12 protein-coding genes and 2 pseudogenes are annotated in these 15,060 nt (G+C 41.0%); 4 read left to right on the top strand and 10 right to left on the bottom strand.

All coding sequences use genetic code 11. The annotated features are described in order from the left end of the window. Positions 1 to 29: 29 nt before the first annotated feature. The gene (locus tag HWQ40_RS05615; protein WP_292775470.1) at positions 30 to 539 is read right to left on the bottom strand and encodes a quercetin 2,3-dioxygenase; all 510 of its coding nucleotides are present in this window, start codon (positions 537 to 539) and stop codon (positions 30 to 32) included. A 174-nt stretch (positions 540 to 713) separates the two neighbouring features. Continuing rightward, entirely contained in the window at positions 714 to 1,562 is an 849-nt protein-coding gene (locus tag HWQ40_RS05610) for an AraC family transcriptional regulator (protein ID WP_292775469.1), read from the bottom strand. 443 nt (positions 1,563 to 2,005) lie between these two features. On the opposite strand from HWQ40_RS05610, the gene HWQ40_RS05605 reads away from it, so the two are divergent. The 4 genes from HWQ40_RS05605 (at position 2,006) to HWQ40_RS05590 (ending at position 5,900) form a co-directional block, all read left to right on the top strand. Next, on the top strand, positions 2,006 to 2,890 hold the full coding sequence (locus HWQ40_RS05605) for a lipid kinase (RefSeq protein ID WP_292775468.1): 885 nt from the start codon (positions 2,006 to 2,008) through the stop codon (positions 2,888 to 2,890). Between the two features lie 124 nt (positions 2,891 to 3,014). Beyond that, positions 3,015 to 3,620, top strand: coding sequence for an exopolysaccharide biosynthesis protein (locus HWQ40_RS05600; RefSeq protein WP_292775634.1), 606 nt, complete (start codon positions 3,015 to 3,017; stop codon positions 3,618 to 3,620). Between the two features lie 740 nt (positions 3,621 to 4,360). After that, positions 4,361 to 4,918, top strand: a complete 558-nt coding sequence (locus HWQ40_RS05595; RefSeq protein WP_292775467.1) for a hypothetical protein — start codon at positions 4,361 to 4,363, stop codon at positions 4,916 to 4,918. A gap of 205 nt (positions 4,919 to 5,123) precedes the next feature. Further along, a complete protein-coding gene (locus HWQ40_RS05590; RefSeq protein ID WP_292775466.1) occupies positions 5,124 to 5,900 on the top strand; it encodes an SDR family oxidoreductase in 777 nt (258 codons plus the stop codon). A 145-nt stretch (positions 5,901 to 6,045) separates the two neighbouring features. Here the strand turns inward: HWQ40_RS05590 and HWQ40_RS05585 are convergent, their stop codons facing one another. The 8 genes and pseudogenes from HWQ40_RS05585 to HWQ40_RS05550 form a co-directional block, all read right to left on the bottom strand. Next, positions 6,046 to 6,825, bottom strand: coding sequence for a photosystem II S4 domain protein (locus tag HWQ40_RS05585; protein WP_292775465.1), 780 nt, complete (start codon positions 6,823 to 6,825; stop codon positions 6,046 to 6,048). Between the two features lie 205 nt (positions 6,826 to 7,030). After that, entirely contained in the window at positions 7,031 to 7,540 is a 510-nt protein-coding gene (locus HWQ40_RS05580) for a hypothetical protein (RefSeq protein ID WP_292775464.1), read from the bottom strand. 296 nt (positions 7,541 to 7,836) lie between these two features. Continuing rightward, the gene (locus tag HWQ40_RS05575; protein WP_292775463.1) at positions 7,837 to 8,214 is read right to left on the bottom strand and encodes a hypothetical protein; all 378 of its coding nucleotides are present in this window, start codon (positions 8,212 to 8,214) and stop codon (positions 7,837 to 7,839) included. 298 nt (positions 8,215 to 8,512) lie between these two features. Further along, positions 8,513 to 10,330 (bottom strand): annotated as a pseudogene (locus tag HWQ40_RS05570) (transglycosylase domain-containing protein); the annotation flags it as partial. A 552-nt stretch (positions 10,331 to 10,882) separates the two neighbouring features. Then, positions 10,883 to 11,518, bottom strand: a pseudogene (locus tag HWQ40_RS05565) (caspase family protein); the annotation flags it as partial. 13 nt (positions 11,519 to 11,531) lie between these two features. Further along, complete coding sequence (locus tag HWQ40_RS05560) at positions 11,532 to 11,921, bottom strand: hypothetical protein (protein WP_292775462.1); 390 nt, start codon at positions 11,919 to 11,921, stop codon at positions 11,532 to 11,534. Positions 11,922 to 11,947: 26 nt separating this feature from the next. Continuing rightward, complete coding sequence (locus tag HWQ40_RS05555) at positions 11,948 to 12,154, bottom strand: DNA-binding domain-containing protein (protein WP_292775461.1); 207 nt, start codon at positions 12,152 to 12,154, stop codon at positions 11,948 to 11,950. 581 nt (positions 12,155 to 12,735) lie between these two features. After that, complete coding sequence (locus HWQ40_RS05550; RefSeq protein ID WP_292775460.1) at positions 12,736 to 15,006, bottom strand: TolC family protein; 2,271 nt, start codon at positions 15,004 to 15,006, stop codon at positions 12,736 to 12,738. Positions 15,007 to 15,060 lie beyond the last annotated feature (54 nt).

The raw sequence follows: 15,060 nt of genomic DNA, 5'->3' as shown, positions 1-15,060 counted from the left end.
CAAACTTAGATCATCTGGTGTCGGGTAATTTAGCTGAAACCTTGTAAGAATTTGGTTTTAGCCGCAGGATACTTTTGAATGACTTGCTCAAGCGCTTGATTAGCTTGTTCTTGATTGGGAAAAGGCATCGAAGCAGGAGGCAATGTACGTGCCTCTGCGGGCACTGTCGTCGCCATAATCACGTACTCAAAACCTGCGGGCACATAAGTATTGAGTAATCGTGCCGTTTCAGAATCGATTTGAAAAGCGTGTTTTGTGCCTCGTGGAATTGACACAAACGATCCGGCGGTTGCTTTAATTGGCTGGTCTTCTACAAAAAAGGTTGCTTCGCCTTCCAAAATGTAGAATGTTTCATCTGCCGCTTCATGGATGTGAGGCCCAGCAGCAGGGCCGTGCGGCACCAACTGTTCTATACAAGAATACTGTCCATCCGTATCTTCGGCAGTCGCCAGCATAATCCAGAGAATGCCCATACCCCAGTAAGCGCGACCTTCGGCATTATTGACTTGAAAAGATTGTGGCTTGTTTTGTGCGTTCATGTATAAATCCTTTATTTCAATTGGTTATGACAACGATCGCCGGCTAGCTCTCCCAATCGGGTTCAACTTGAGTTTGGTGCGAACCTAATCTATTGTTTAAAGAGTCCAATTCAGCCTTCGTCGCCATAGCTTGCGACCTTAATTTATAAAAAGCCTATTGAGAGATTAATGAATTTAAGCATCGAAATCTATCACGTTCTTGCTGTCTTGTATGTATTGCCTCGGAGTAACACAAACAAGGCGCTTGAAGTGTGAGCCAAAGTGGCTTTGACTCGCAAATCCAGTTTCGACGGCTACTTTATTGATCGACCACTCTTTTCTTAGCAGCCGTTTTGCCTGCAAAATTCGCACTTGAATTTGATAAGCGTGGGGTGGCATTCCAAAGGTTTTGCAAAATGATCGATTGAGATGAAAGGAACTCAAGTTCGCAATCTGTGCTAATTGTTCTAACGAAACCTCTTGACTGTAATGGTCTTCTAAATATGCCCGGATGCGCTCGACGGGCTGACGTTCTTCCCCTAACTTGGCTTGTCTTGGCGGATTTTCTGCACAGCGCAAAATTAATTGTGCTAACAAATTCAGGATCAATGTTTGTTGTTCAAGCTGAGAAATGGATTGTTCTAGGGCTTGATGAACTTGAACAATTTGTGTATTAAGGTCGCGGTCATGGACTAGAGGCATCCCAAAAGATGGCAGCGCTGTTTTGCATCCTGCCACTTCTGTGGCAACTTGTTGAAGTAAATCTATACCTACCCGTAGCCCTCGAAAAGTGCAGTCTAGATCGCTCGTAGAATCAGCATAATGTGCTTCGCCGGGTTGTGTCACCACCAAGGTATTTGATGGAACGCTATACATCGTGCCTCGGTAGTTAAACTGCCAGCCGTCACCCTGCCTGATGCCGAGTTCCAGTTCTTCGTGAAAATGGCGGGGCAATGAATAGCGTTTAGAAACACCATGCACCAACTCGATCGATTGCAGGTACTGCGATCGCCAGATTCTAGGGTGTGACAGATTTGCTTTCATTAAAGAAATTGAGCGTATTTTAGGTATTGATACAAGCTGGTATTTTGATCACAAAAAAGGTAGGATTCCCAAAAATAAACTAGGGAATACCTACCATTAATGACAAAAAATACATATTCAAGTCTTGATTTAACCAAATCCTTGAACGATTTTCAAGAGAAGGTTACGAAACTTTTAGAAGTTACTAATATCACAAAAAATACCTAAAGTTCATTTATATAGGAAGTAATAAATATATTTGTTGAAGATAAACACACTGAGGGATAGTAGCGCTAAACTAAAGAACAAGAAAAATTAAAAATTAGTAGTCACAATATAATAAGTGTTAGGAAAATGAATTGTTGATAACTTTCATAACAGCCTAAACACTTTTTTATAGTCAACATCAAGCAGAATACATAGATGCGGATAATTGGACATATCAACAACAAAAGGTACCACCCATGAGTTCCCGCGCACTGCTGTTAGTAAATCGTCATGCTCGCCAAGGGCAAAAGAGTCTGTCGGAAGCGATTCAATATCTGAAAACACTTGGCTTTGATTTAATTGAGGAGTCTACAGAAGATCCCAAACATCTTGCTGAAGTTATACTTCGCTATAAGCATCAAGTTGACTTGGTAATTATTGGCGGAGGAGATGGTACTTTAAATGCTGCCGTAGATGCTTTAATTGAGACTCAGTTACCTTTGGGAATCTTGCCTCTGGGAACTGCCAACGATCTAGCGAGAACTTTGGGAATCCCAAATTCCCTCAACGAAGCTTGCAAAATTATTGCAGATGGACATTTACACCGCATCGACTTGGGTTGTGTCAATGATAAGCACTTTTTTAACGTTGCCAGTATGGGATTGAGTGTAAAAATTACCCAACGACTTACCAAAGAAGTTAAGCGCCGTTGGGGAGTATTTGCCTATGCTGCCACTGCATTGCAAGTGATTTTGGAAGCCAGACCTTTTACAGCAGAGATTGCGATCAACGGTGAATTGGTTCGCGTCAAAACAGTGCAAATTGCAGTCGGTAACGGCCGCTATTACGGTGGTGGTATGGCAGTGGCTGACGATGCCACAATAGACGATCAAAGGCTAGACCTTTATAGCTTGGAGATTGAACACTGGTGGCAGGTTATATTATTACTACCCGCAATGCGACGAGGGCGACATATACATTGGCAGAGTGTACGCTCCCATCAAGGTCAAGAAATAGAGGTACATACTCGCAAACCTCGCCCTATCAATACAGATGGTGAAATCACTACCTACACACCTGCTCATTTTCGGGTTATACCTAAAGCTATAGCTGTTTTTGTACCCCTAGAAAGCAGGAGTTAGGAGTCATTCAATTTTAGATTTTCTTTCAATCCAAAATTCAAAATCTAAAATTGGCAGAGTTTAGAAGTTATTCTCCCTCATCTTCCTTTAGTACAAAGTGGGAACTCGCATCAACTCACGCCAAATGCATCTGAGATTTTCTCAAGATATAAAGTCCCTGTTGCAACGCCTAGCTGAACAACCTCTAACTCTAGGTGATATTCTGACAGAAACCTCAGAACGGGGCTTCAGCCTGGTAATTACATTATTAGTTTTGCCTTTTTTACTTCCTATGCCACCGGGATTAACAGGCCCATTTGGTGGTGCTTGTTTACTGTTGTCAGTGCAAATGCTTTTAGGAAGGCGATCGCCTTGGCTACCGAAAAGAATCGCTAACTACAAATTTCCTCGTTCCTTCGCCCAGTTACTTTTGCAAAATTTGGGACGGCTTACCAAAGTTTTCCAGAAAATCGCCCGTCCCCGATTAGCAAAAATAGCTCAGAATCCTTTAGTTTGGCGAATTAATGGGTTTTGTATCTCTTTATTAACAGTATTACTAATATTACCAATCCCGTTTACAAATCCTATCCCGACTATCGGTATTTTACTTTTGACTGTTGCCACTATCGAATCTGACGGTTTATTAATTTGTATCAGCTACGGCATAACTGCCCTGATTACCTTGCTATTTGGATTTATTGGTTATGCAGTGTGGTTAGCTCCCAGTTTGCTGCCATCGATATTGAAATAATAAAAGCCTTCAGCTTTTGGCTGAAGGCTGTAATTTTTTAGGGTGCATCTACCATTTCTTAATCCGCTTTATTTATTACCATATCCGGGAAAATTATACTTTTAAGCAATTTTTTTCTTGAATAAAAAGTATCAGCAATAAAAAAGCCTTCAACTAAAAGCTGAGGGCTATGATTTAATTAAGGTGCATCTACCATTTCTTAATCCGCTTTATTTATTGCCATATCCGGGGAAATTATACTTTTAAGCAAATTTATTTTTTCCCTGGATAAAAAAGTATCAGCAATAAAAAAAAGCCCTCAACTAAAAGCTAAGGGCTGTGATTTAATTAAGGTGCATCTACTATTTATATATCCGCTTTAGTTATTGCTGCATCAGGAAGAATTGAAAAAAAATGGATGACTGTGGAATTAATTTTGTTAGCTACAACGGTAGTACTAGTACAGCATGGCGTAAATAAACATACCATTTCAAATGGCGCAAGAAGCTCGGAATATAATTATGCGTGACTTTTGACTTTTGACTTTTGACTTCCGCCCTGCGGTACTAGCCTCAATAAGGATCGCTTGCGGTATTTGACTAGGTAATCATTGACCAACTTCACAGTAATTTTACACTTATCCTAATTTTCCTCTAAATATACAAAGTTTCTGTTAATATTTCTGATCTGATATCCGTAATAGTACGAATTTAGTTTATTAGTTGGGTATATGACTATGAAAGTTAGACGTAGCCAACTTGATGAAGCGATCGCAATTTCTATTAGCCCTTGCTAGTCTTAGTATTGTCGGGGGAAGCTTTTTTCTGAGAACAACTTTTAACAGTACTAGTGAGCCTAAAATTATAACTGATACATCACGTTATAAAGAAATTCGTAATCAACTATGGTCTGATAATGACCAAGTAAAACATTTTCCTAATGAGATTCCTCCTGATGCTAAAGATGTTCGTATTGCTTACTCTCCCAAAGTTTTACAAGGAAGTAGTTTTTTTCAAATTAGGTTAAAAGAGCCACCAAAGAAGATAGGAAAATTACTTTCACAATACAGAAATAGTGCCAAGCACAAATATAGAGGTGGTAACACAAACGACCACATAAATCAACCTAACGGTGTGCCGACAACTTTCTTCTACACTAGTGACTCTCCTACAGAATCTTTTCCAGCTACTTATGAAATATTGGTATTAAATACAGATGACAAAGGTAGACCTGGCTTTAAGTGGAATCATGGAGATAGTTACGGCGTCGCTATTAATAGTTCCACCTCAGAAATTATCTATTGGTCTGAAAAATGGTAATTAGCAATTCAAACTCATTTTGAATCGCCATAATAAGAATCATTATTTGTGACATCGGACTTAATAAACTTCTTAGATAAATTCAAAGCCCTCATAGTACTAAGTGCTGCTTTTACCCTTTTGGATATATCACTTTGGGTAGTTAAAACTTATAGTCTGTATAGCTAAGATTTATAAGTGCTTAAAAACTATCTGAATATGTAGAATGTCAACTGCTTTAATTACTGGTTCCTCTAGTGGTATTGGTAAAGCCTTTGCTCAAGAACTAGCTGCACGCAAGACAAATCTTGTACTCGTTGCTCGTTCTGAAGACAAACTAAGCCAATTAGCTAAACAACTACAAGAACAATACAACATTCAAGTAGACGTTATAGTAAAAGACCTCACAGAACCTAATGCAGCTACTAGTGTATTTGAGACCACGAAAGCAAAGGGATTAACCATTGACTTATTAATCAACAATGCTGGTTTTGGTTACTATGGCGACTTTGCTGAAGTGGATGGAGAAAAACAAGTCAAAATCGTACAATTAAACATTTTGGCATTGGTAGATTTAACTCATAAATTTTTACCCTTGATGCGGCAACGTCGTTCTGGAAGTATTATTAATGTATCCTCTATTACCGCATTTCAACCGATACCATACCTTTCTGTTTATGCTGCCAGTAAAGCTTTTATTCTCAGTTTTAGTGAAGCGTTATGGGCAGAAAATCATCAGTATGGTGTGCGTATTTTAGTCACTTGTCCAGGGCCAATAGAAACAAACTTTTTTGCAGAAGCTAATTTTCCCCCAGCGCTGGCAAGCAGTACAGATAAAGTCTATTCTTCCGAAAAAGTGGTTTGGGAATCTTTAGAGGCTTTAGAAAAAGGCTATCCAACTGTTATTAGCTCTGATAGTAGCACTCAAATTAGAAGCAAATTATCTCGGCTTGTACCGCGCAAAATTCTACTGAATATGTTAGCAAAACACTTTAAAGCCTAAGTATTAAGTATATATTTAGGAGTTAGGAGTAGAGACGCGATTAATCGCATCTGTACAAGAGTTAGGAGTTAGGAGTTAGGAGTTAGAAGTTAAAGAAAATGATGAATTTAAAACTCTTAACTTTTCACTCCTAACTCCTAACTTATTACATATACCTTGTTAATTGAACTCGGTAACGCTCTTTTTTGGTAACGGCTATTTCCCCAACTTCTAAACGCCCTTTAGAGCGAATGGCGATTAAGTCACCTGATTTGAGTTGAGAACTAGCTTGGGTAACTTCCTTCCAATTGACGCGGACATCACCAGCATCGATGAAATCAACCATTTTACTGCGGGACATACCAAAACCAGCAGATGCGATCGCATCTAATCTTAAAGAAGCCTCCACAGTAGTTAATTCTTTTTTCTTGGGTTCCCGAACCTTTAATTCAGTTAGCTCAATCTGCTGAGTTTTCACAGGAACCGATCGCACCTGTTTGAGGCTCATTGACAAAAATTCCACCAACTCTGGTGCAACAATCGCCTGCGCCCCTCGTTCTCCTAAGACGATCACATCTCCCGTCTTTTCACGAACAATTCCCGTCCCCAACATTGCGCCTAAAAAGTCGCGGTGAGAGGCGGTATCAAACAGGAAATTACCTGCTATTTCCACAGCGACAAGGCTGACTTGAGATTGATCTAACGGAAGTTCTGAACGAGCGATCGCTATTCTTTGGCGTTCAGCTTGCGGATATCCACCCCACGCCACCAATTGCACTTCTGTTAATCGGTTAAACACGCGTTGAATTTCTGCCAATTCTGGGGGAGATAGAAAATCTGTCAAAACTACTTCCCAAGTTTTGATCGCTTGTTCCGCTTGATCGATTACACGAGCCAGACTATCTCGATTTTCAACACCTTTTAAAAGTTCTTCTCGTGGCAACATTCTTAAAAATTATGAGTTATGAATTGAGAATTAATTTGCTATAACTATCTTGATTCTAGCTTTAATTCCCATTTCTACAGTTCCTGTCAGATTGGGTTAGCCTTTCTACTTGGGATTTGTTTGCGATCGCAGCGGCTTATGCCATCTCCAAAGAACAGGAAAGTAACTCAAGCCGCTGTGTCATGATGTGTAAACTATGATTTATTCAATACACAGTATTTGTGTCGGCATAACCTTGGATATTTTCTGGATCAAACTGACGTAATATTTTGGTTGCTTGGCGAGTAAGAGTTTCAGAACCTTGAACGGCGACTAAATATTTACCTGCATCTAAGCGGTTGCGATAAGGTAAAGCATCACCACCACCTACTAGTAAACCGACTCCGCCACCGACAAATACACCACCCATCGCACCACTAGCAGCACCCAGGAGTCCGCCAACAATGTGATTGCCAACTTCACCCGCCCAGGCAAAAGTATCTAAACCAGTAATCAGGCTGAATGTAAAACCTGCAAAAAAGCCAAATGGTATCAGCCAGGTTGCCATCAGTTTTGCTTGTTTTTTAGCTTGGTCTTGGGGGTCAATTAAGCCAAACTCGTCAGCCGTTTTATACCCCCTCCCCAAAATAGTGCTGTTAATGCCTTCTTTTTCTAAAGCTAAGTAAGCAGCTTCGGCTTGAATGCGGTCTGGTAATACGGCAACAAGGTAATTCATTGATTTTACAATTTATTTAATAGAAGTTTTGCCTTAATTAACAGCGTATCAGTCCTGGTCGATTGAACCTCACATGACTAGAAGTCACACACCTGAATTGACTCTAAGACTTACATCGGAGTTAGGAGGCTCATATCTTGCACCAAAGCACTGAAAGGACTACACAAACGCAGTAAAAGTCTTCCCACAGGGTAGTCCGTCTGCACGGACTAAGGTCAGATTAAGGGTTTTGAAGCCGCTTTGCGTCTATGTTTGGGTAGCCGCGATTTGAATCTCACGATTAATATGCGGGACGATCATTTTAGCAAATCTAATGGCTCACAAAAATTGTTTACGCCTTGCTTGAGGACATATAGCAAAACTGGCGTTGCCAAAATCTTAGGAAATGTCGGCGTTGTTTTTAGATGTTCCATCATCTTCACAAGAGAAGTATTAAGCAAATCTTCTCGATATTCTTGTTCGCAAATGACCACACGCCATTTTCTAGCCAAGGCATCTAACCACTCGGAATTTGCTCTTTCTGGTTGTTGTCCTGCTCGGATAGCTAGCGTCATGGCTGCATCTTCCAAATCTCCATCACAGTCTTCAATTAAATCCAGCGCTTCCATATCGCTAGGATCGTCTGCCAATTGAGAGCGAAACTGTGCAATTTCTTGAGATGTTACTTTAGTCATGAGTCTTTGACAAGGCAAGCGATCGAACACTCAGTTATGTTAATCCAAATTTGACTATAGCGCTTCTCTGTTAAGTCCAATACGACCAAGTTGCATGGTAGGGTGCGCGAACAAGTAAAAAAAACCGCAGTGGACAACCCTAATAATGATTGACTCACAAGCAGTAAAAAACACTTGTAATGCCAGCATTGAATCCAAAGGGTTTTGTTTTTACAAAGCAACAAATGGGATCAAAAGACATCTAGCAGTTGATATAGACTCTATTTAAAAAGTTTTAGATGCCGTACGTATTTTTGATTTACCTTGTAATTCTCCTCATATAATTTCCCCATAACTGAGCTGGTTGAGCGCTACTACCAGAGGTGGGAGAATTATTATCATTTCCCAGCCAAACACCAGTCACAAGCCGCCGACTGGGGATAAAGCCAATAAACCATAAGTCAACGTTATTATTAGTTGTACCGGTTTTGCCAGCCTCCCCTAGTCCAATGGCAGCCGTGCGACCAGTACCCCTTGTTATGACTCCGCGCATTAAAGAGGTCATTTCATCGGCTACTTCATTTGATAAAACTCGTTTGTTAGCGTCTGGGTCTTGGTCAAACGAATAGATGACACGGCAGGTGTTGATATCGTTGCGATCCTTGCAATCACTACTATCTAGTACCCGACTAATTGCATGAGGTTGATTCCATACACCGCGATTGCCAATAGCGCCGAAAGCACCAGTCATCTCTAAAACATTTACTACACTTTCACCCAGTACTAATCCAGGAACCGGATCGAGCGATGATTTTATTCCCAAACGCTGCGCCATCGATACTACTTTATCCAACCCGATTTCTCTAGCAACACGCAAAGCGATCGGATTTTCTGAAAGAGCAAGTCCGGTGGCAATATCGAAACTAGCGTCAGCACCAGCACGACAAGGTTTATAAGTAAAACCTTGCCAAGTTAAGGGAGCGCAAGAATAAGTTTTTGATGCTGGAATCCCCTGCTGGATAGCGGCGGTATAGGTAAAGATTTTGAAGGTTGTACCTGGTTGTCTTTTAGCTTGGACAGCACGATTTAACTTACTTTTTTTATAATCAGTTCCGCCTACCATAGCCAGGATGCTACCAGTAGTAGAATCAAGGGTGATCACTGCTCCTTGAGAAAAACCAAAAGTTGAGCCAGCGTTGTTCACCGAATTACGCAAGGCTGCTTCCGCTTGGCTCTGTATCGCTGGATCGAGTTGCGTCTCTATGATATAGTTACCTTCCTTCGCAGCTTCTTGCCCTAAGATTGATTGGAGTTCTTGGAAGACGTAATTATAAAAATAAGGAGCGATCGTCTTGGCTTGCTGTTCGCAGACCTGGGGACTGATTTTTATGGTTGAGCGCCTGGCTTGGTTCGCTTCCTCTAGTTTGATTTTGCCTATCTCCACCATCCGCTTAATTACGCGATTGCGGTATTCACCTGGTTCTAACTTATTGGGGCCATCTCCGCAAAAATTGAAAGCGTTGGGAGCAGTTAAAATTCCTACCAAGGTTGCTGCTTCGGAGAGCGTTAATTCTTTAGCCGACTTATAAAAGTAATACTGCGCTGCATCCTCAAAACCGTAGGTATCTTCACCCAATTTTACTTGATTTAAATAGATCAATAATATTTCATCTTTGCTGTAAAAAGTTTCTAACTTCAAAGCAACTATTGCTTCTCGTAGCTTACTCCCAAAAGAATTTTGTTTGCCAATATAATCACTGAATAAATTGCGAGCAACTTGTTGAGTTAGTGTTTGATAACTTGATTGAGCATTCTCACTATTATTCACTAATAAACCTTGTAAAAATCTCAATATATCAACACCAAAGTGCCAGTAATAACCGTTATCCTTTGAGCTAATTATTGCAGATGGCAGATAAGGACTAAAATCTTCTAAACGCTTCATGTTAACGTGAATTTGAGAAGCTCGTAGCGGTGTACTTCCATCACGGGCGTAAATAATCACTGATGAACCTAATATAGGTAAAGGTTTCACCGAAAATTTCAGCCATTCAATGCCAATCATTAGCGTTGACAGTACAGTTACACCACTAATACTATAAACAAACCAAGTTAAGGCTTTTGGATACCATGCAGGCAAGATAGCACGCAACACCTCCGTCCTATCAGTTCTTGCAGAAAATATTAGTATCCAGAGTTCTGGGACTCTAACAATGTTATTAAGTAATTTGTTAGAAAATCTCTGAAAAGCTTGCTGAAAATTAGCTAATTTATATTGATGTTCCTCTTTTGTTCTAGTCAATTGTAATTGTTGGGTTGTCTCAATTGGTATAGATGTAGCAGCTTCTGATTCAGAAATAACTGCTCTATCTCCTGTTAATAAAGTAACAGGCTCAGAAATTGAGGAAGTAAATTCTCGGACTCCTCGTTGACGTAAAACAATCCTTCCAATAGCCCTAATTGCATCTCTATCAACACGAGATACTGCTAAAACTCTGAGCCATAATTGCTCTGCTAAATTTAAATCTCCCTCATTTTCAGCTAAAGACGCTTGATACTTTAATGGTTCTACATCTCTGATTCTGGCATATTGTTCTAGCAAAATGTAATACATCTTGTACGGTGGCTCTGCCTTGAAAGCCGGATTTTGTATGGGCTTTTTATAATCAACATTTGTTTGGGGAACTCTGTAACGCAGATGTTGATCTAAACGCTCCACTGTCGCACAATTTGCCTCTCCCTGAATTCGCAATCCTTCTAATAGACTGTAGGTAAACGATCCATGTTGTAATTCATCTATCTCCCAAGACTTTTGGTTGGCAGTGCAGGAATAAAAGGTAATAACTCCTTTATGTTCCTGTATACCTACGCCTAATCCAGAGCGATCGCCTTCATCACGGCAAGCATCTATCAACAAAACTACATTATCTGCTCCACAGCGCCGTAACCTTTGTGTTATAAACTCTACAGAAATTGCTGTTGTATAATCTGTTGGGTCACTATCCAAAAACATCAGATAATCTTGGTCTATATAACGTTTACCATGACCAGCGAAGAAGAACCACAAATTATCTTCTGGTTTGAGCAGCGGATTTTCAAACTGTGCATTCAAAAATCGCTTAAAACGACCTTGAGTCGGTTGAGTTGGTATTGGAGGATTGGTTTTTATGGCAGGCGAATCTTCAGTAAATAGAAAAACTTGGTCAAAGTTGGCTTCATTTCCAAACCAAGCCATCATCGCTTCAGCATCGCGTTTAGCATACTTCAACGGCTGAAGGTTATCGTAATTATTTATTCCAACTACAATCGCCCAGTTTTTACCCATTTTAAAATGCTTGTTATTTACGCTTGAACTTGAAGGTCATTGCACCTTTCCCCCCTGCTTTGCCACCAATTCCAAATAGGCTAATTTGCCCTTCTCCGTTAATTTCTACTGATAGCTCTACTTCGTCAAGTTGCATTTTAGAATCCGGCTGGTCTGCTTCGTCAAGCGTTTCTTTCATTGCTTGCAGAAACCCTTTCATTTCCTGCTTGAGTTTGCTTACTTCAATTGCTTTTCGTCGAGTGATACTAACTTCAGTTGTTTCTGTTATTTCTGCACCGAGCCGTCCTCCTATGTCACTACTCCCTCTAGCGCCTCTGGTAATTGTAGTTTCATGACTAGCTGTAGCTTCAGCTTCTTCGGTAATAATCCAAATTTTTTCAGGAGTTGATATTTCTGCTGTCATAAGATTTGTTAATTTACTCCTCAGATTTAATTGACTTTTTCTTCTATTGCCGCAACTTTAAATTCAAGCTCTGCTAACCTTTGATTTAGTGGTACAGTCTCAGTGCACCCTAAATACTGTGCTAAAACGCCAACCACCACGTCAGTCTTTGATGTGCCTGTTTTTTGAGCATAGTTGTTAAGCTTTTCTAATAGATGCAGAGGTAGCCTGACAACTATTTGAGGTTTGACCATAATGGGCAACTAATTTTATTTATAGAGAATAAATTGCATGACATAGCATTACTACTATTCAGTAGTAACACCTAAATTTAATAAAGTAAAGCAAAAAAAGTTTAGTCAAAAATTTTGACCGGACACTCGCTCGTGCCAATGCCAAGCTCAAGCTTTGTTTTATCAGATTGATGCTCAGAAGACTAGCTGCTAGCTAGAAAAAAGATATCAAATGGGTTCTATAGACTCTTATCCTTTAGTGATCGCTAAAGGATTTCTAAAAAATCACAATAGACTTCTTGCATAAATCAAAAAAAGAACCCCACCCCGCCTTTGACTTACGTCAAATTCTCCCCTCCCCGCCTGCGGGGAGGGGTTGGGGGTGGGGTGTTAGGGGACTTTTGCAAGAGGTCTAATTTACAATACTGCCTTTTGGACTAAAAAGCCTCATCTTTCCAGTAAATACACTGAATAAATGAGGCTTTTAGCTAGCTTTTTATCAGAAACGCTACTGGACTCTGTGATGCTCTAATAGCAGGTGCAAAGTGCATTACAAAACACAACAGCAGTCAAAAATACTGATTCAGTTGAGTTTCAGCTAATTAACGGAATGCTCTGAGGGTAACAGACCGTTGTAACTGAGCTAAAGCGCGGTTGTAATCCAAAATTGCTGTGACTCGATTACCTTCAGCTTGTGTGAGGTCATTTTCAGAGTTAATGACATCAGTTTGAGTACCTACACCAGCTTGGAATCGCAAACGTGCTAAACGTAGAGCTTCCCTGGCTTGTTCTAAAGCGGTATTAGCGGTTTGAACATTCTCCAAACTAGATTGCTGGGTAGAATAGGCTTGTTCTACCTGAAAGCGAATTTGGTTGCGCTGTTCAGCAAATTGAGTTTCTGCGATCGCAATATTAGCTTTCTGCTGAGATGCTCTTGCTCTTGCTGCTCCTCCATCATACAAATTTAGGGTTGCCTGAATTCCGAATGAATAACCATCAGTAACGCTGACATTATCATCAAACTGATCTAGCAGGTTGTAGCTGGCGACCAAACTAACTTGAGGACCTAGTTCTGCAAGAGCTTGTTTACGCTGTTGCTCATTAGTATTGCGTTGTGCCAACTGCTGTTGCAGTTCTGGACGATTTTGATAAGCCAACACAATACTTTGTTCTAGGGTTGGGTTCCAAAGACCAGCTAATTGTACAGGGTCAGCCGCACTGATATTTATTGCTTGCGGCAAACTTATCCGAGTTGCTAATTGACGACGGGAAATTGACTGCTGGGATCTAGCATTAGTTAAATTTTGTTGGGCATTTGCTAAATTCACCTGCGATCGCAACACATCGAACCGCGTACCAACCCCAGCTCGCTCTAAAGCTTCTGCATCACGCAAACTAGCTTCAGAGTTCTGCACAGCCGATTGGGCAATCCGTACTTGTTCATCCGCTTGTTGCAGATTGTAGTAGTCAGTGGCAACATTCAGACGGATTGTCTCAAACTGAGTTTCTACAGCCAACTCATAGAAACGTACCTGTTCTTCAGCCGCTCTGATGGTAGCTTGCACTCTCCCAGAACTATAAAGGTTATATGAAAGTTGTGCTTGACCATTGAAAGATGTACTGGGTTGATCTACCTTAGCGGCGAACGGATTTTGCCCGTTTATTTCGTCCTGAAGCTGACTACCAGCAGACTGACTACGAGTCAGATCCGTGCTAACTCCCAGAGTGGGCAATAAAGCAGCTTGCGCCTCGCGTAGAGCCGCTTTATTGCGTTCTAACTCCAATAAGGACACCTGTAGATCGTGATTGTTACGCCGTGCTAACTCCAGAGCCTGTGCCAAAGTAATTGGTTGATTTTCCTGAAGTCTCACTTCCTCCGCTTTGGTGGGAAATTGCAGAGGATTTGAGTTAGGAATCAGGTTCTCTGGAATTTGTACCCGTCCTGACGGCACTGGAGTTACCGTTGTTGGTACAGTGGGAGGTTGCACCGAACCCCCTGGTGCAGGAGTTACGGTTGTTGGCACAGTTAGAGTTGGCACCGAACCCCCTGGCGCAGGAGTTACGGTTGTTGGTACATTAGCAGGTTGCACCGAACCCCCTGGTGCAGGAGTTACGGTTCCTGGCGCAGTGAGAGTTGGCGTCGAATCTGTCGGAATTGTGGTATTAGTCTGAGCCAAGCGACCAATAGCATTTTGTTGTAAGCAGGTGCTTGAGGTTAATAGCAAATCAGCCAAGGAGTCAGTTTTGCTTTTGCTCAACTCCTGTGGACACCTCTGCGCTGACAACAGTTTTGCTGCACCTGCACCTGTGACTGAAGTTTGTAAAAATGTTTGCAACTGAGTAACAGTATTTATCTTTTGAACCACTGGCTGCGGTGTAGAAGACAGGGACAAAATTCCTTTTTGGACAGAAGGGGATTTTGAAGTGTAGTTGGGAACTACTATCTTCTTTAATTTCTGCCCATAAGCGCTTGAATTACTCTGTTTTTGGTTCTTTTGAGCTTGGGAAGGATTAGAGGTAGGTGTCAAACTGAAAAATCTACCTTTATCTTTCTTAAGTAGTTGTTTTATTGGCACAACAGTATTTTCAGCCGTAAATACGGGAATACTGTTATCATTTAAAGGTTTCACACTAAGTTTAGTAAAACCCAAAGCAGGTACTAGGGTTGGAACACTAACATTTGCACTGTTAGGCAGTTGCCTATTCATGGTATCCACAACCAAGCCTTGACCATAAGTAGAAGTCAAAACACTAGGAGAAGATGCCAGTTGTATCCCAGTTAGTTTCGCAGTACCAGCCCAAGCAGGCTGAGTTGTTAAAACCGCTGCCGTTACACCAGGTAAGAAGCTATAAAATAATTGCTGTCCTTTCACCGCATCCCTCACACGAAAATCAATCTAGCGGCAGAAAACCTTTCTTCACCACAG

This window comes from Nostoc sp. NMS9 (genome assembly GCF_017114995.1).
In the GTDB taxonomy this organism is placed as follows: domain Bacteria; phylum Cyanobacteriota; class Cyanobacteriia; order Cyanobacteriales; family Nostocaceae; genus Nostoc.
The sequence above is the reverse complement of the archived record's forward strand: the minus strand, read 5'-3'. Positions and strand labels throughout refer to the sequence as shown.